Origin of the sequence: Hydrogenophaga sp., assembly GCF_026125785.1 — a bacterium.
Taxonomy (GTDB): Bacteria; Pseudomonadota; Gammaproteobacteria; order Burkholderiales; family Burkholderiaceae_C; genus Hydrogenophaga.
Genome location: NZ_JAHCKL010000013.1, coordinates 13,907 through 29,608, shown reverse-complemented (window position 1 = coordinate 29,608; position 15,702 = coordinate 13,907). Strand labels below are relative to the sequence as shown.

The window sequence follows — 15,702 nt, the reverse complement described above, 5'->3', positions numbered from 1 at the left end:
CTCTAGGCAGGCAATATGACAGGCATGTGACATCACGGTGGCGTCACACACAGAAACGGGCCGGGCGGGCTGCCAGTGGCCCGGGCATGCGTCACAATGCGGGCTGTCTCACGCTCAGCGCCCATCCCATGGGCCGTTCCCGGCCCGACCGCCCCGTCTCGCATGCAAAACGGTACCCTCCTCGCCGCCATCGACCTCGGCTCCAACAGCTTTCGCCTGGAGATCGGGCGTTACCACTCCGGCCATATAGAGCGCATCGAATACCTCAAGGAGACCGTGCGCCAGGGCAATGGGCTGGATGAGGAAAAAGTACTCAGCCAGGCTGCCATGGAGCGCGGTTGGGAATGCCTGGCCCGCTTCGCCGAGCGTCTGCACGGCTTCAAGAAGCAGCAGGTGCGGGCCGTTGCCACCCAGACTTTGCGGGAGGCCAAGAACCGGGACGAGTTCCTGCGCAAGGCCCAGGCCATTCTGGGCTTCACGATCGAGGTCGTCTCCGGTTATGAGGAAGCCCGGCTAATCTACCAAGGGGTGTCTCGCCTGCTGCCGCACTCGGATGAGCGGCGCCTGGTTGTCGACATCGGCGGCCGCTCCACCGAGATGATCCTGGGCGAAGGCTACCGGGCGCGCACCATGGAGTCCTACCACCTGGGCAGCGTGGCCTGGTCTACCCGCTATTTCCCGCGAGGCCAGTTCAGTGCGGCGGCCTTCAAGACAGCGGAGGTCGCGGCCAAGGCGGTCATTGACGATGCCCTGGACAAGTTCCCGCCGTCCGAATGGACCGTGGCCTATGGCTCCTCGGGAACCGTCAACGCGGTAGCGGACATACTGGGCGCCAACGGCTGGGCAACGGGCGTGATCACCCGCTCGGGACTGGACTGGCTGGTGGACCGCATGATCAAGTCCGGCAGCACCGACCAGATACGGCTGGAGGGCCTCAAGGACGACCGCCGCCCGGTCATCGGCGGTGGGGTCAGTGTGTTGCGCGCCATCTTCGACCTGTTTGGCATAGAACAGATGCTGCCCGCGCAAGGGGCGCTGCGCCATGGAGCGTTGTACGACCTGATCGACCGCGAAACCGATGGTGGCGATGTCCGCGAGCGCACCGTGCTGTGGCTGGCCAATCATTTCTCGGTGGACGAGGCGCAGGGACAGCGCGTGAGCGACGTCAGCACCGCCCTCTTCTACCAGATCGCCGCGCAAGATGCCCAGAATGAACGCTATTCGCAAAAGCTGGCCTGGGCGGCACGGCTGCATGAGATCGGCACCCACATATCGCACGAACGCTCGCATCACCACGGCGCCTACATCCTGGACAACGTGGACGCGCGCGGGTTCTCCCTACTGGAACTGCACCGCATGAGCCAGCTCGTGCTGGGTCAACGTGGCAAGCTGCGCAAGCTGGAGGAGTCGCTGCAGGACGAGCTGTTCGCCAAACAGTTGATGGCGCTGCGACTGGCGGTTTTGCTGTGCCATGCCCGCCAGTTGCCGGAGCATCAGTCAATCAAGCTGAGCTACAAGCCACGCGCCTTCAAACTCTCGACCAACCCGGGCTGGGCCAGACGGTACCCGCAGTCCGCCTGGCTGCTGGGCGAAGAGGTTCTGGCCTGGCAAAAGACCGTCTGGAAGTTCACCGCGGACATTCGCTGAAACCTATTTGTCATTGAAACGTCACGCGTTTGCCATAACAGTATAAACCGTATATACGGTTTAAAATCCGGTTCTTTGCAACCACCCGGAGTCCTTTCATGGCCAGTCAGAACAGCAAGAGCAACCCCAAGAAGCCCAAGCTGGTGCGCGACAGCTTCACCATCCCCAAGAACGAGTTTGCCGCCATCGAGGCACTCAAGACCCGCGCGATTGCACTGGGCACCAGCGTGAAGAAGAGCGAACTGCTGCGCGCGGGACTGGTGGTCCTGCAAGGGCTCAACGACGCCGGGTTCAAGGCCGCTCTGGCCGCCGTGCCCACGCTCAAGACCGGTCGGCCCAAGGTCGAGGAAGCGGCGCCGGTGAAGACGCCCGCCAAGGCAGCGCAAAAACCTGCCACGGCCAAGGCCGTCGTCAAGACCACCGCTGCTCGGAAAGCGCCCGCCAAGCGCGCCCCCGCTGTCAAGAAGACGGCCGCCAGGAAAAAGGCGGCCTGAAACCGGCGCCCGCGCGGATCAGACGAGCTCGGGAGTCTGCACGGTGACCACCACCGTCTGCTCCACGGAACTGCGCTCGCGATGACGCAGCCACCACACGGCCCCTTTTTTCACAGGGCATTCCGGGTCGGCCAGGTGCAGCAGCCGCGCCACCACGCGCCCCAGGGTAGGCTGGTGGCCTACCACCACCACCGGCGACCGTCCCATGGGCCATTGCACCAGCTCCAGCAGGGCAAGCGGGTCGGCATCGGGGGCGATCTCGGCGCGCAGCTTGTATTTGCGTCCCAGTGCCAGCGCGGTCTGCTCGCAACGCTGCGCAGGGCTGCACCAGATGCGAGCGCCATCCGGCAGTTGACGGTCAAGCCAGGACGCCATGCGCGCGGCCTGCTTTTCGCCCCGCGCCGTCAGGCGGCGCGCCATGTCGGCCGCATCACCCGGCAGCCCTGCCAGAGGATCCGGGTGTTCTTGGGCCTCGGCGTGTCGCCACAGAATCAGGTCCATGCCGACCCTCCCCTGGTCAGCCCTTGGAGCCGTAGCGGGCCATGAGACTCGCCTGGGCGGACAGCGGCGCCGCAGCGCGTCCCCGGCTGACCGCAGCCGCCGGGACATAGCGCCCGTCGGCCTGCAGCAGCCAGGCATCGCGGGTGTCGTGCAGGTAGGCCTGCAGGCACTCTTCGATGAGGCGGTGCCGCAAAGCCGGGTCCGTCACCGGCCAGGCCAGTTCGATGCGTCGCAGCATGTTGCGGTTCATCCAGTCGGCGCTCGACAGCCAGAGTTCTTCGTCGTCGCCAGCACGGAAATAGAACACGCGAGAGTGTTCCAGCAGACGGCCGATCACCGAGCGAACCCGTACGTTGTCCGTTGCGCCTGGCACCTGTGCAGGCAGGATGCAGGCCCCCCGCACGATGAGATCGATCTTCACGCCCTGCTGGGACGCGGCCGCCAGCGCACGCGCCAGCGGCTCGTCGGTCAGCGAGTTCATCTTCAGGATGATGCGGGCATCGCGCCCCGCGCGCGCGGCCGCGCCGATGGCCTCGACTTTGTCGAGCATGGCCTTGTGCAGATGGAAAGGCGCGATCAGGGCCTTGTTGAGCCGGGACAGCCTGTTCTGGCTGGCCAGGTGAAGGAAGATCTGTTCCAGGTCGGCGGTGAGCGCCTCGTCTGCGGTCAGGTAGCTCAGGTCGGTGTAGAGCCGCGCTGTGCCCGGGTTGTAGTTGCCGGTGGACAGGTGGGCGTAGCGGCGCAGGCCACCCGCCTCTCGCCGGGTGACCAGCAGCATCTTGGCGTGCGTCTTGAGGCCGACCACGCCGTATACCACCTGCGCGCCCACCGATTCGAGCCGCTCGGCGTAGTTGATGTTGGCCTCTTCGTCGAAACGGGCCTTGAGCTCCACCACCGCGGTCACTTCCTTGCCGCGGCGCACGGCCTCGCGCAGCAGGTTCATCAGTTCAGACTTGGCGCCCGTGCGGTAAATGGTCTGTTTGATCGCCAACACGTCCGGGTCTTCGACCGCCTCGCGCAGGAAGCCCAGCACGGCGTCGAAACTCTCGTAAGGTTGGTGGATCAGGACATCGCCTTGGCGCAGTCGTTCGAAGTAGGACTGCCCGGGCGTGAGCTGCAGGGGCCAACCGGCCTGGTAAGGCTCGAAGCGCAACGAGGGCGCATCGACCTGGTCGATGAGCTGGTTCAGGCGCACCAGATTCACCGGCCCGGGCACGCGGTAGAGCGACTGTTCGGGCAGGCCGAACTGTTCGAGCAGAAAGTTGTAGAGATAGGGCGAACAGCCTGCCGACACCTCCAGGCGCAGGGCCTGACCGTAGTGGCGCTGCTGCAGGCCCTTGCGCAGCGCGGTGCGCAGATTCTTCACCTCTTCCTCATCCACGGCGAGGTCGGAATGGCGCGTCACCCGGAACTGGGAGAATTCGGTCACCTGCCGGCCGGGAAACAAGTCGCCCAGGTGCGATCGGATGAGGCTGGAGATGGAAACGAAGTGCGTCTGCTTCGAGCCTTTGACCGGAGGCATGCGGAAGAAGCGCGGCAGTATGCGCGGCACTTTGACAATGGCGATCTCGTTCTCGCGGCCGAAGGCGTCCTTGCCCGTCAGGCGAACAATGAAGTTCAGCGATTTGTTCGCGACCTGGGGAAAGGGATGCGCGGGATCCAGGCCTACCGGCATGAGCAGGGGTTGGACTTCCTTGACAAAGAACTCCTTGACCCAGCGCCGCTGGCGGGCATTCCGCTCGCCGTGCGCAATCAGCTTGATGCCCTTTTTCTCCAGCAGCGGCAGCAGTTCGTCGTTGTAGATCGCGTACTGCTGGGCCACCAGGGCGTGCACCTGGGAGGACAGCTGTTCAAAGCTCTGGACGGTGTAGATCCCGCGCTGCTCATTGGCCTTGGCGGCCGTCAGGTGCGGAGCTACACGCACTTCGAAGAACTCGTCCAGGTTGCTGGAGACGATGCTGAGGTAGCGCAGCCGCTCCAGCAGAGGAACGTCGGGTCGGCGCGCCCAGTCCATCACGCGTTCGTTGAAGGCCAGGATGCTGTGGTCGCGGTCCAGCAGGGAAAGTTTCTGTTGGTTGGGAGTTCCGCTCATATGTGACGATTATTCAACGAGCGAATGACGTTTGTGTGACACCCAGGTTGCGCACTGGCGCCTGCGGCAGTACGCAGAGTTGCGCGACGAACTGCTCTGCCGCCCGGGCCCAGCCGAATTCCAGTGCGCGGGAGCGGGCCTCGAACCGCCTCACCGTGAGTGCGCGGCGCCAAGCCTTGCGCAGGTCCTGGTGCATGGCGCCAGCGCGTCCCGCCCCCAGCAGTTGCATGGGGCCATCGACCGGGTACGCCGCCACCGGCACGCCACACGCCATGGCCTCCAGCATCGCCAGGCCCAGCGTGGCCTGACGGGTGGGAAACACAAAAACGTCGGCAGCGCCATACACCCGCGCCAGCTCTTGGCGCGGCAGCACGCCCAGCCAGTGAACATTGGGATAGCGGTGGCGCAATCCCGAAGCCAGGGGGCCGTCGCCACAGACGACCTTGCTGCCCGGCACGTCCAGGCGCAGAAAGTCCTCGATGTTCCGGTCGTGGCTGATCCGCCCCACGTAGAGGCTCACCGGCCGAGCCAATGGACCCAGAGGTGGATGACTCAGAGGGGGGTCGGCCAAGGCGAACAGCCGCCCGTCCACGCCCCGGGGCCCCAGGCGAAGGCGCTCCATGCCTGCCTGGCTCAGGTGCTCGAGCGTTTGTGCGCCCGGCACCATCACCGCCTGGCTGACCCGGTGGAAACGCCGGGACAGCCTGCGCCCCCAGGCCAGCGGCAGCCCCAGTGTGGCGCGCAGGATCTCGGGAAAGTCGGCATGAAATGCGGTCGTGAACGGCAGGCCTTGGCGCAAGCAATGTCTGCGCGCCGCCCATCCCAGAGGGCCTTCGGTGGCGAGATGGATGGCCTCGGGTCGCGCAGCCTCCATGAGTGCCTGCAGGCGACGACCTGGAAACAGCACGAGGTCCATGTCTCTCTGGCCCGGGCAAGGCCGGCTGCGGAACTGGCCGGGGTGGATCACGACCACCTCATGGCCTGCCGCCTGCAGGGCGCGCGCCAGCTCCACCAGCAGTGTCACCACGCCCTGCGCGTGCGGCAACCAGGCGTCGGTGACGAACAGTATGCGCATGTGCCGCCCTCGACGTGACGCGTCATCAGGCCACTTCATGCCGTTCGGCACGGGAGTGGAACGCCGATGCGCGGGCCTGCCAGTGGACGATCTCCAGGCGCCCGTCGAAGTGTTCGACCAGGGCCGACAGACTCTCCACCCAGTCGCCATCGTTGCAGTACAGGGTGCCCTCGATCATGCGCATCTCCGGGCGGTGAATGTGCCCGCACACGACGCCCTGGTAACCCCGCTGCCGGGCCTCGGCCGCCACCGCGCGCTCGAAGTCCGTCACATAGTTGAGCGCGCTCTTGACCTTGTGCTTCAGGTACTGGGACAGCGACCAGTACGGCAGGCCCATGCGCGCACGCAGAGAATTGAGATGGCGGTTCAGCCTCAGCGTGAACTCATAGGCGTTGTCACCCAGGTAAGCCAGCCATTTGGCGCACTGGATGACGCCATCGAAATGGTCGCCATGCACCACCCACAGACGCCGACCGTCGGCCGTTTCGTGCACGGTCTCATTGCGCACCTCGATGCCACCGAAGTGATGGCCATCGAACTGGCGGGCGAATTCGTCGTGGTTGCCCGGCACGAAGACCACGCGGCAACCCTTGCGCGCGCGGCGAAGCAGCTTCTGCACCACGTCGTTGTGGGCCTGCGGCCAGTGCCAGCGACGGCGCAATTGCCAGCCATCGATGATGTCGCCCACCAGGTAGAGCGTCTGGCTGGGGTGGTGCTTGAGGAAATCCAGCAGGGCCCGTGCCTGGCAGCCCGCCGTGCCCAGGTGCAGGTCGGAGATGAACACCGTGCGGTAGCGGGCCCGCTCGGGAGGCTCCGGGTCGCTCGTGTCGTCCAGGTCCACCGCGCGGTCATCGGACACCGCCTCCTCGCCGAGGTCGCCAGGCGGGAAGTCCCACGGCGCTGCGGCATCGAAGGTGGTGCGCATCAGGCCCCCAGAAAGTGCTTGCGGTAGCGCGCCGGCAGGTCTGAGATGCGCATGAGCATAGGCAGATCGGCGGCATTGAAATCTGGGTCCCAGGCGGGAGGACCGAGCACCTTGGCGCCGAGGCGCAGGTAGCCTTTGATGAGCGCCGGAGGTTCCACGTCCAGCGTGCTGTCGAGCTGTTCAATAGGCAGTGGCAAGCGAGGCCTGACGTGCAGGTCGATCGATGCCAGATGCGTTTCCCTGACCTGGCGCCAGATGCTGGCGGCAGCGTGACCGCCGCCCACCATGCCATGCGGACCTTCATGCTGCATGGGAATGCTGGCGCAGCCAATCATGGTGTCGAGCTGGTTGCGCACCATGAATGCCGCCAGAGCCCCCCACAGCGCCATGATCACGCCACCATGGCGGTGCTCGCGGTGCACGCAGCTGCGGCCCAGTTCCACCATGCGCTCGCGCACGGTGCGCAGACGGGTGAGGTCGAATTCCGTGTCGCTGTAGGTGCTGCCCACACGCCGGGCCTGCGCAGGTGTGAGCACGCGGTAGGTGCCGATCACCTCGCGGCTGGCGGCATCACGAACCAGCAGGTGCTCGCAAAAGTCATCGAACAGATCGACATCATGGCCAGGCAGCTGGTTGCTCAGGATGGCACCCATTTCCCCCGCGAACACCGCATACCTCAACCTTTGCGCTTCACGAACTTCATCCAGGTGGCGCGCCCAGGTGACCTCGATGCCTGGAGCCTGGGTTTCCGGTGTCCCGTCCACCAGCGGCGAACGGGGATGAAGAGACCTCCGTGGCAGCGAGACTGGCGACAGGTCCAGCGTCGGCGTGGGCAACTCTTTCATGGCGGGCTCCTGGAGCAGCGCGTCCTCCAGGGACGCTGTGGGGGTCAGGTGTGTCGTCATGAATCTGCATTCTTGGCCTCCGTCGTGTCCTTCCCGTGGCAAACGGGTGAAGTTTTCATGACACACGGAAGCGTTCCAGCGCCCTGCCAGAATAGGGCCCCGTGATCCTCCAGCCCGCATCTGCGTTGTCCGCTCCTCTGCAATGCCATCCGGCCACACCGGCGGGCGTGAAGCTTGTCATCGGTGTGCAGGTGTGGATGGATGCGGATGCCTGCGTCCTGCGTTACGAACTGACAGGCCTCCTCTCGGCCCTGAAGATTCCCGCCGCGCAACCCCAAGGTGGTCCGGCCGACGGCTTGTGGCAACACACCTGCTTCGAAGCGTTCTGCTCCGATGGCCAAACCGAGGCCTACCAGGAGTTCAACTTCGCGCCTTCTGGCCGCTGGGCCGCCTACCGATTCGCCGCCGAGCGCGTGCGCGATACCGACGCACAGGCACTGCACGCACCGGTGCTGGACTGCCGGCTCTCGCCTCAGGCGCTGTCTCTCACCGCCAGCCTGCCCCGCGCCGCCCTGCCCCCATCGGCGTCAGGCTGGGCGCTGGGACTCAGCGCCGTGGTTGAGGAGACCGATGGCCGTCTCAGCTACTGGGCCTTGCACCATCCGGGCGCTCGCCCGGACTTCCATCACCCCGGCGGCCGCACCCTGCGACTGGCCCACCCATGACCCCTGCTTCAACCACCATGCAACTCGGCATCGAACGTTTCCTGCAAGACCCCTCTCTGCGAGCGCCGCTGGCGGGCCGGCGTGTGGCGCTGCTGGCGCATCCCGCGTCTGTCACGCGCGGGCTCACCCACTCGCTGGACGCACTGGCGGCTCTGCCGGACCTGAAGCTCAGCGCGGCGTTCGGCCCGCAGCATGGGCTGCGCGGTGACAAGCAGGACAACATGGTGGAGTCCCCCGACTTCAACGACCCGCGCCTGGGTATACCGGTGTTCAGCCTGTACGGCGAGGTGCGCCGCCCCACGGACACGATGATGGACAGTTTTGACGTCCTGCTGGTGGACCTGCAGGACCTGGGCTGCCGCATCTACACCTTCATCACCACGTTGCGTTACGTGCTGGAGGCCGCGGCACGCCACGGCAAGGCGGTCTGGGTGCTGGACCGCCCCAACCCCGCAGGCCGTCCGGTGGAGGGACTCACGCTGCGCGAGGGCTGGGAGAGTTTCGTGGGTGCCGGCCCCATGCCCATGCGGCATGGCATGACCATGGGGGAGTTGGGCCACTGGTTCATCGCCAGCCTGGGCCTGCACTTGGAGTACCGCGTGATCACCATGACAGGGTGGCAGCCCCAGGCCGGTCCAGGTTTTGGATGGCCGGCCGGGCGCACCTGGGTCAACCCGAGCCCGAACGCCGCCAACCTGAACATGGCGCGCGCGTATGCCGGTACGGTGATGCTGGAGGGCACGACACTCAGCGAAGGCCGCGGCACCACGCGTCCCTTGGAGTTGTTTGGCGCTCCCGACCTGGACGTGCGCCGGCTGCTGGCGGACATGCGGCGCCTGGCACCGGAATGGCTGCAAGGCTGTGTGCTGCGCGAGTGCTTCTTCGAACCCACGTTCCACAAACACGTGGGCCAGCTCTGCCGGGGGGTGCAGATCCACGTGGAGGACCCTTCGCACTACGACCACGAGACCTTCCGGCCCTGGCGCCTGCAGGCCCTGGCCTTCCGCGCGGTGCGCCTGCAGGCACCCGGCTACCCGCTGTGGCGCGACTTTGCGTACGAATACGAGCACGACAGACTGGCGATCGATCTCATCAACGGGGGCCCACTGCTGCGTGAGTGGGTAGACGATGTCTCCGCGCCGCCTGAAGACCTGGATGCGGCCGCGGCGGCCGACGAAGCCGCGTGGCGGCAGGCACGCCAGCCCTACCTGCTGTACTGAGCGCACGTGCTGCGCCCAACCAGCGGCGCGCTCAGTTCAGGTCAGCCACTTCTGGAGAAAGACGGCCTGGCCCATGGCCGGGTCGAGTTGATAGCCAGCGAAGCCGATGCGCTCGTACAAACGCATCGCGCCGTGGTTGGCAGAAAGCACCTCCAGCGTGAGCTTGACCGCGCCCCTGTCGCGAGCGATCGATTCGGCCCGCGCAAGCATCTGCCCGGCCACGCCGCGCCCACGGTGACTGGCCAGCACCGCCACGTCATGGACGTTGACCAGGGGCCGTCCCGCGAAAGTGGAAAAACCCTCGAAACAATTGACCAGGCCCACCGGGAGCTCCCCCTCAAAGGCCAACACGCTGTAGGCCTGTGGCCGTGCCGCGAGCTCGGGCACCAGGCGGCTGCGGGCGAATTCGGAGAGTCCCTTCCCACCACCGGCGGGGTCGCGGGCATAGGCATCGAGCAGCGTCACCAGCGCATCCGCATGCGCCGGATGGGCGTAGTCGGCCTGCAATACGGTGATGCCATGCCCGGCCATCAGGCAGGCACCTGCGCGCGCACCGCCGCCACGAGGCGCTCCGCGCAGGCCTGCGCCTGCTTCGCGTCGCGCGCCTCCACCATCACACGCAGCAACGGCTCCGTGCCGCTGGCGCGGATCAGGACGCGTCCGCCATCACCCAGTTCGTCCTCGACCGCACGGGTTTCGTCGGCAAGCAGGGTATTGGATTTCCAGTCCTGGCCGGCCTGCAGCCGCACATTGATCAGTGTCTGCGGAAACAGGCTGACATCCGCCAGCAACTGCGCCATGGTCTTGCCGCTGTCCACGCAGGCCTGCAGCACCTGCAACGCCGAGACGAGCCCATCGCCCGTGGTGTGGCGGTCCAGCACGAGCAGGTGGCCCGAGCCCTCGCCACCCAGTATCCAGCCGTGGCGTTCGAGTTCTTCGAGCACGTAGCGGTCGCCCACCTTGGCCCGCACGAATTTCACGCCGCGCGACTTGAGCGCCACCTCGACCGCCATGTTCGTCATCAGGGTACCCACCACGCCCGGCACGTCTTCGTCGCGCGCCATGCGGTCGGCCGCCATCAGATAAAGCAATTCGTCGCCGTTGTAGAGACGGCCGCGGGCGTCGACCATCTGGATGCGGTCGGCATCGCCGTCCAGCGCCACACCGTAGTCGGCGCCATGGGCCTTGACGGCGTCCACCAGCGCCTGCGGATGCGTGGCACCCACACCCTGGTTGATGTTCAGGCCGTCGGGCGCGCAGCCGATCTTCACCACCTCGGCGCCAAGCTCATGGAAAACGGCCGGCGCAATCTGGTAGGCCGCGCCATGGGCACCATCGACCACGATCTTCAAGCCCTTGAGCGTGAGGCTGTTGGAAAACGTGCTCTTGCAGAACTCGATGTAGCGGCCCGCCGCATCGTCCAGCCGGCGCGACTTGCCCAGTTGGGCGGACGCCACCCAGGCCGGCGGCTCCTCCAGCGCGGCTTCGACCGCGATTTCCCATTCATCGGGCAGCTTGGCGCCCGATGCGCTGAAGAACTTGATGCCGTTGTCTGCAAAAGGGTTGTGGCTGGCGGAGATCACCACCCCCAGGCTGGCCCGCTGAGCGCGGGTGAGATAGGCCACCGCCGGCGTGGGAACCGGCCCCAGCAGCACCACATCGACACCGGCCGAGTTGAAACCAGACTCCAGCGCGGATTCGAGCATGTAGCCCGATATGCGGGTGTCCTTGCCAATGAGCACCGTGGGATGGGCCTCGGTTCGGCGCAGCACCCGCCCCACGGCATGCGCCAGGCGCAGCACGAAGTCCGGTGTGATGGGGGCCTGGCCGACGGTGCCGCGGATGCCGTCGGTGCCAAAGTATGTGCGGGGCATGTTGTCCTCTCTCGCCTGGAAGTGTTCTGTGCAGCGCCCCACGCCATTCTCGACTTCGTCCATGGGAGGCCACTGCGCATTATCTGCGCCGCCGGCGCCTAAGTGCCGGCCTGGACGGCCTGCCAGACCTTCAGGGCGTCGACTGTTTCACGCACGTCGTGCACGCGCACCACACGTGCCCCACGGTCGATGGCGAGCACCGCGGCCGCCACGCTGGCCGCCACCCGCCGAGCCGGGTCCTCCTGCCCTGTGATGCGCCCCAAAGAGGACTTGCGCGACCAGCCAGCCAGCAAGGCGTAACCACCGGCCAGCAACCGGCTCTGCCGCGCGAGCACGCTGAAGTTCTGCGTCACCGTCTTGCCAAAACCGATACCGGGATCCAGGACGATGCGCGCCTGCGCCACGCCAAGGGCGCGCAGCGCCTGGGCACGCTCCCGCAGGAAGGCATCGACCTGTGGCAGCACGTCGCCTTCCATGGGCGCCACCTGCATGGTCTGCGGGTCGCGGTGCATATGCATCAGGCACACGCCACAGCGCGGGTGCGCAGCCACCACCGCTTCCGCGCCGTCACGGCGCAAGGCCCAGATATCGTTCACGATGTCGGCACCGGCATCCAGGGCCGCCTGCATCACCTGCGGCTTGTAGGTGTCCACGGACACGGGAACGCCCAGGCGCACCGCCTCGTGCAGCACGGGCATGACGCGGGCGAGCTCCTCGTCCAGGGGAACGGCCGGGCTGCCCGGACGGGTCGACTCGCCACCGATGTCCAGGATGTCCACGCCGTCACGCATCAGCTGCTCGCAATGACGCAGTGCCGCCGCGGCGCCGGCATGCCGCCCTCCGTCGGAAAACGAGTCGGGCGTGACGTTCACGATGCCCATGACCCGCGGCGTGGTCAGATCAATGTCGAAGCGTGCGGTCTGCCAATGCATGGGGAAAAATCGAGGAGTCACAAAAAAAGAACGGGGCCAAAGGCCCCGTGAGTGCGATCGTCCTTGAGGTCGAGGCTGAATCAGCCTCGCTCAGGCCACGGTAGGCGAGGGATCGGGGTTGACAGCCGGCGTCCCGCCGCCGCCATTGTCACCACCACCCACCGGATTGCGCGGCGTCCAGTCCTTGGGGGGACGGGGCGGCTTGCCGGCCATGATGTCGTCGATCTGCTCGGTATCGATGGTTTCCCACTCCAGCAGCGCCTTGGCCATGGCATGCATCTTGTCGCTATGCTGCTCGATAAGTTCGCGCGCCAGCTTGTACTGCTCGTCGATGATGCGGCGCACCTCGGCATCGACCTTCTGCATGGTCTGCTCGCTCATGTTGGTGGTCTTGGTCACCGAACGGCCCAGGAACACCTCACCTTCGTTTTCGGCATACACCATGGGCCCGAGCGCATCGGTCATGCCATAGCGCATCACCATGTCGCGCGCGATCTGGGTGGCGCGTTCGAAGTCGTTGCTCGCGCCGGTGGTCATCTGGTTCATGAACACTTCTTCCGCGATGCGCCCGCCAAACAGCATGCTGATCTGGTTCAGCATGTACTCGCGGTCGTAGCTGTAACGGTCCTTTTCAGGCAGGCTCATGGTCACGCCCAGCGCACGGCCACGGGGAATGATGGTGACCTTGTGCACCGGGTCGCACTTGGGCAGCAGCTTGCCAATGAGCGCATGGCCTGCCTCGTGGTAGGCCGTGTTGCGGCGCTCCTCCTCGGGCATGACCATGCTCTTGCGCTCCGGGCCCATGAAGATCTTGTCTTTGGCCTTTTCGAAGTCCTGCATCTCGACCACGCGCGCGTTGCGGCGCGCAGCCATCAGGGCAGCTTCGTTGCACAGGTTGGCCAGGTCGGCGCCGCTCATGCCCGGCGTACCACGTGCGATCACGCTGGCATTCACGTCGGTACCGAGCGGCACCTTGCGCATGTGCACGTTGAGGATCTGTTCGCGCCCACGGATGTCGGGCAGCGTCACATAGACCTGGCGGTCAAAACGGCCCGGGCGCAGCAACGCCGCATCCAGGATGTCCGGGCGGTTGGTGGCGGCCACCACGATCACACCCAGGTTCGTCTCGAAACCGTCCATCTCCACCAGCATCTGGTTGAGCGTCTGCTCGCGCTCGTCGTTGCCGCCGCCGAGACCGGCGCCCCGCTGGCGACCGACGGCGTCGATTTCATCGATGAAGATGATGCAGGGCGCATTCTTCTTGGCGTTCTCGAACATGTCGCGCACACGGGCTGCGCCGACACCGACGAACATTTCCACGAAGTCGGAGCCGGAGATGCTGAAGAAAGGCACCTTGGCTTCACCGGCGATCCCTTTGGCGAGCAAGGTCTTGCCGGTGCCCGGCGGGCCGACCAGCAGCAGGCCACGCGGAATACGGCCACCGAGCTTCTGGAACTTGGCGGGGTCCTTGAGGAAGTCCACGACCTCCTTCACTTCTTCCTTGGCCTCGTCGCAGCCGGCGACGTCGGCAAAGGTCACGGTGTTGTTGTTCTCGTCGAGCATGCGGGCCTTGCTCTTGCCGAAGCTGAACGCCCCGCCCTTGCCGCCGCCCTGCATCTGCCGCATGAAGTAGATCCAGACCCCGATCAGCAGCAGCATCGGGCCCCAACTCACCAGCAGCGTCATGAGCAACGAACCCTCTTCGCGAGGGCGCACGTCGAACTTCACGTTGTTGTTGATCAGATCGCCCACCAGACCGCGGTCCAGGTAGGTGGCCGTGGTGCGCACGCGACGGTCGTCCTGCGTGATGGCCACGATCTCGGTGCCGCCCTGGCCTTCCTGGATGGTGGCGCTCTTGATCTGCTGGGTTTTCACCGCATCAAGAAACTCGGAATAGCCCATGTAGCCCGCGCCGGCGGTCGAGCGGCTGTCGAACTGCTTGAAAACGGTGAAAAGCACCATGGCAATGACCATCCACACGGCGATTTTCGAGAACCACTGGTTGTTCAAATGCAGCTCCTGGAGACAAAAGAGACGGTCTTACCCATATACCCGCCATTCTAGGACTTTCAAGTCCGGCTGCCGCCGAACGGTGACGAGCCTGTGTCAACGGCAGGGTAGGCCTGTGCGTGGCGCGTCACGGGCTCAGCGGTGGACCGATGAACGGTCGCCTCATCGGCCCTTTTTCAGACCCATTCCCACCAGGAAGGTTTCCGCGGATTTGTCCCTGGACGCCTTGGGCTTGATCGCCTTGACAGTTCGGAAGGTCTCCCGGAACAGGCTCACCATGGGGTCGTAAGCCCCTCCATGGAACAGCTTGACCACCAGGGCACCTTCGGGTCTGAGGTGATGGAGAGAGAAATCCACCGCCAGTTCCACCAAGTGCTCGATGCGAGCGGCATCGGCCGACCCAATGCCCGACAGGTTGGGGGCCATGTCGGAAACCACCACGTCCACCTGCTGGATGCCACGCTCCGTGAGCGCCTGCTCCAGGCTGGCCAAAACCTCGGGATCGGTGAAGTCGCCCTGGATGAAGTGCACCCCCTCCACCGGCTCCATCGGCAGCAGGTCCAGCGCCATGATCTGTCCCTGCAATTCCCCCACCGCCGCGCCCTGCGGGCTGAGCCGGCGCCGCACGTACTGGCTCCAGGCGCCGGGTGCGGAGCCCAGGTCCACCACGGCCTGGCCCGGCCGGATCAGGCCCAGGGTTTCGTCGATTTCCTTGAGCTTGTACGCGGCACGCGCACGGTAGCCGTCCTTCTGCGCCATGCGCACATAGGGGTCGTTGACGTGCTGGTTGAGCCAGGCCTTGTTGACCTTCTTGCTCTGGGTCTTGACTTTGATGCCCATGCGGGTCGCCTGAAGAGCTGGTAAACGATAATTCTCCCATGCCCCAGATCATTCTCACTCCCGCCCAACGCAAGGTTCACCGCGCCGAGGCCCATCACCTGGACCCCGTCGTGCACATCGGCGCAGACGGCCTCAGCCCTGCGGTCAAGAAGGAAACCGACCTTGCGCTCAAGGCGCATGGCCTAATCAAGATCCGCGTGTTCAGCGACGACCGCGCCCAGCGGGAAGCCATGCTGCAGACGCTGGCCGACGAGCTGGATGCGGCCCCCATCCAGCATATTGGCAAGCTGCTGGTGCTCTGGCGCCCCATCCCCCCCAAGGAAAAGGTGGTGGACGAGGACCGCATGCCCGGTCCGCGCGACGTCAAGGTGCTCAAGTTCAGCAAACGTGGTAGCCAGCGGCCCGAGGTCAAGGTGGTCCGCGTGCTGGGCAACCAGCGCCTGACACCGGGGGGACAGGTCAAGCGGGCGAAAGTGCTCAAGAAGAGCGTGAAGAAAAGCGCCCGCTGACGCCCGGACCGTC

The 15,702-nt window shown here is 65.7% G+C and carries 15 protein-coding genes; 5 read left to right on the top strand and 10 right to left on the bottom strand.

Annotated features, from left to right (window positions below; genetic code table 11):
• Positions 1 to 162: 162 nt before the first annotated feature.
• Together ppx and KIT53_RS20275 are read left to right on the top strand one after the other, a co-directional pair.
• Positions 163 to 1,647, top strand: coding sequence for an exopolyphosphatase (ppx, locus tag KIT53_RS13195; RefSeq protein ID WP_297753154.1), 1,485 nt, complete (start codon positions 163 to 165; stop codon positions 1,645 to 1,647).
• Between the two features lie 98 nt (positions 1,648 to 1,745).
• On the top strand, positions 1,746 to 2,141 hold the full coding sequence (locus KIT53_RS20275) for a hypothetical protein (protein ID WP_366521918.1): 396 nt from the start codon (positions 1,746 to 1,748) through the stop codon (positions 2,139 to 2,141).
• Positions 2,142 to 2,159: 18 nt separating this feature from the next.
• Here the strand turns inward: KIT53_RS20275 and KIT53_RS13185 are convergent, their stop codons facing one another.
• Genes KIT53_RS13185 through KIT53_RS13165 form a run of 5 tightly spaced genes read right to left on the bottom strand, consistent with a single transcriptional unit; the run spans position 2,160 to position 7,579 of the window.
• The gene (locus tag KIT53_RS13185; protein ID WP_297753152.1) at positions 2,160 to 2,642 is read right to left on the bottom strand and encodes a histidine phosphatase family protein; all 483 of its coding nucleotides are present in this window, start codon (positions 2,640 to 2,642) and stop codon (positions 2,160 to 2,162) included.
• Between the two features lie 16 nt (positions 2,643 to 2,658).
• On the bottom strand, positions 2,659 to 4,734 hold the full coding sequence (gene ppk1 / locus KIT53_RS13180) for a polyphosphate kinase 1 (RefSeq protein ID WP_297753149.1): 2,076 nt from the start codon (positions 4,732 to 4,734) through the stop codon (positions 2,659 to 2,661).
• Between the two features lie 13 nt (positions 4,735 to 4,747).
• Entirely contained in the window at positions 4,748 to 5,809 is a 1,062-nt protein-coding gene (locus KIT53_RS13175; RefSeq protein WP_297753147.1) for a glycosyltransferase, read from the bottom strand.
• Between the two features lie 25 nt (positions 5,810 to 5,834).
• Positions 5,835 to 6,734: a UDP-2,3-diacylglucosamine diphosphatase gene (locus KIT53_RS13170; protein ID WP_297753145.1), complete on the bottom strand. Its 900-nt coding sequence runs from the start codon at positions 6,732 to 6,734 to the stop codon at positions 5,835 to 5,837.
• Entirely contained in the window at positions 6,734 to 7,579 is an 846-nt protein-coding gene (locus tag KIT53_RS13165; protein WP_297753299.1) for a GNAT family N-acyltransferase, read from the bottom strand. Before KIT53_RS13165 ends, KIT53_RS13170 begins: the two co-directional genes overlap by 1 nt.
• 227 nt (positions 7,580 to 7,806) lie before the next feature.
• On the opposite strand from KIT53_RS13165, the gene KIT53_RS13160 reads away from it, so the two are divergent.
• Together KIT53_RS13160 and KIT53_RS13155 are read left to right on the top strand one after the other, a co-directional pair.
• A complete protein-coding gene (locus KIT53_RS13160) occupies positions 7,807 to 8,304 on the top strand; it encodes a DOMON-like domain-containing protein (RefSeq protein WP_297753143.1) in 498 nt (165 codons plus the stop codon).
• Positions 8,301 to 9,524: a DUF1343 domain-containing protein gene (locus KIT53_RS13155; RefSeq protein WP_297753141.1), complete on the top strand. Its 1,224-nt coding sequence runs from the start codon at positions 8,301 to 8,303 to the stop codon at positions 9,522 to 9,524. The genes KIT53_RS13160 and KIT53_RS13155 overlap by 4 nt, the downstream gene beginning before the upstream one ends.
• 36 nt (positions 9,525 to 9,560) lie before the next feature.
• Here KIT53_RS13155 and KIT53_RS13150 read toward each other — a convergent pair whose 3' ends face one another.
• The 5 genes from KIT53_RS13150 to KIT53_RS13130 all read right to left on the bottom strand — a co-directional run bounded on the left by KIT53_RS13150 (position 9,561) and on the right by KIT53_RS13130 (position 15,174).
• Positions 9,561 to 10,055: a GNAT family N-acetyltransferase gene (locus KIT53_RS13150; RefSeq protein WP_297753139.1), complete on the bottom strand. Its 495-nt coding sequence runs from the start codon at positions 10,053 to 10,055 to the stop codon at positions 9,561 to 9,563.
• Positions 10,055 to 11,398 (bottom strand): phosphoglucosamine mutase, encoded by a 1,344-nt coding sequence (glmM, locus tag KIT53_RS13145; RefSeq protein ID WP_297753137.1) that lies wholly within the window; start codon positions 11,396 to 11,398, stop codon positions 10,055 to 10,057. Before glmM ends, KIT53_RS13150 begins: the two co-directional genes overlap by 1 nt.
• Before the next feature lie 98 nt (positions 11,399 to 11,496).
• A complete protein-coding gene (gene folP / locus KIT53_RS13140; protein WP_297753135.1) occupies positions 11,497 to 12,330 on the bottom strand; it encodes a dihydropteroate synthase in 834 nt (277 codons plus the stop codon).
• Positions 12,331 to 12,420: 90 nt separating this feature from the next.
• Positions 12,421 to 14,340 (bottom strand): ATP-dependent zinc metalloprotease FtsH, encoded by a 1,920-nt coding sequence (gene ftsH, locus KIT53_RS13135; RefSeq protein ID WP_297753133.1) that lies wholly within the window; start codon positions 14,338 to 14,340, stop codon positions 12,421 to 12,423.
• A gap of 162 nt (positions 14,341 to 14,502) precedes the next feature.
• Positions 14,503 to 15,174, bottom strand: a complete 672-nt coding sequence (locus tag KIT53_RS13130) for an RlmE family RNA methyltransferase (RefSeq protein ID WP_297753297.1) — start codon at positions 15,172 to 15,174, stop codon at positions 14,503 to 14,505.
• Between the two features lie 44 nt (positions 15,175 to 15,218).
• Here KIT53_RS13130 and KIT53_RS13125 point away from each other — a divergent pair, with 44 nt between their 5' ends.
• A complete protein-coding gene (locus KIT53_RS13125; protein WP_297753131.1) occupies positions 15,219 to 15,689 on the top strand; it encodes a YhbY family RNA-binding protein in 471 nt (156 codons plus the stop codon).
• The last annotated feature ends 13 nt before the right edge of the window (positions 15,690 to 15,702 follow it).

Coding starts and splice junctions, on each gene's coding strand:
- ppx (WP_297753154.1), top strand. CDS start 163: ATGCAAAACGGTACCCTCCTCGCCGCCATCGACCTCGGCTCCAACAGC.
- KIT53_RS20275 (WP_366521918.1), top strand. CDS start 1,746: ATGGCCAGTCAGAACAGCAAGAGCAACCCCAAGAAGCCCAAGCTGGTG.
- KIT53_RS13185 (WP_297753152.1), bottom strand. CDS start 2,642: ATGGACCTGATTCTGTGGCGACACGCCGAGGCCCAAGAACACCCGGAT.
- ppk1 (WP_297753149.1), bottom strand. CDS start 4,734: ATGAGCGGAACTCCCAACCAACAGAAACTTTCCCTGCTGGACCGCGAC.
- KIT53_RS13175 (WP_297753147.1), bottom strand. CDS start 5,809: ATGCGCATACTGTTCGTCACCGACGCCTGGTTGCCGCACGCGCAGGGC.
- KIT53_RS13170 (WP_297753145.1), bottom strand. CDS start 6,734: ATGCGCACCACCTTCGATGCCGCAGCGCCGTGGGACTTCCCGCCTGGC.
- KIT53_RS13165 (WP_297753299.1), bottom strand. CDS start 7,579: ATGAAAGAGTTGCCCACGCCGACGCTGGACCTGTCGCCAGTCTCGCTG.
- KIT53_RS13155 (WP_297753141.1), top strand. CDS start 8,301: ATGACCCCTGCTTCAACCACCATGCAACTCGGCATCGAACGTTTCCTG.
- KIT53_RS13150 (WP_297753139.1), bottom strand. CDS start 10,055: ATGGCCGGGCATGGCATCACCGTATTGCAGGCCGACTACGCCCATCCG.
- glmM (WP_297753137.1), bottom strand. CDS start 11,398: ATGCCCCGCACATACTTTGGCACCGACGGCATCCGCGGCACCGTCGGC.
- folP (WP_297753135.1), bottom strand. CDS start 12,330: ATGCATTGGCAGACCGCACGCTTCGACATTGATCTGACCACGCCGCGG.
- KIT53_RS13125 (WP_297753131.1), top strand. CDS start 15,219: ATGCCCCAGATCATTCTCACTCCCGCCCAACGCAAGGTTCACCGCGCC.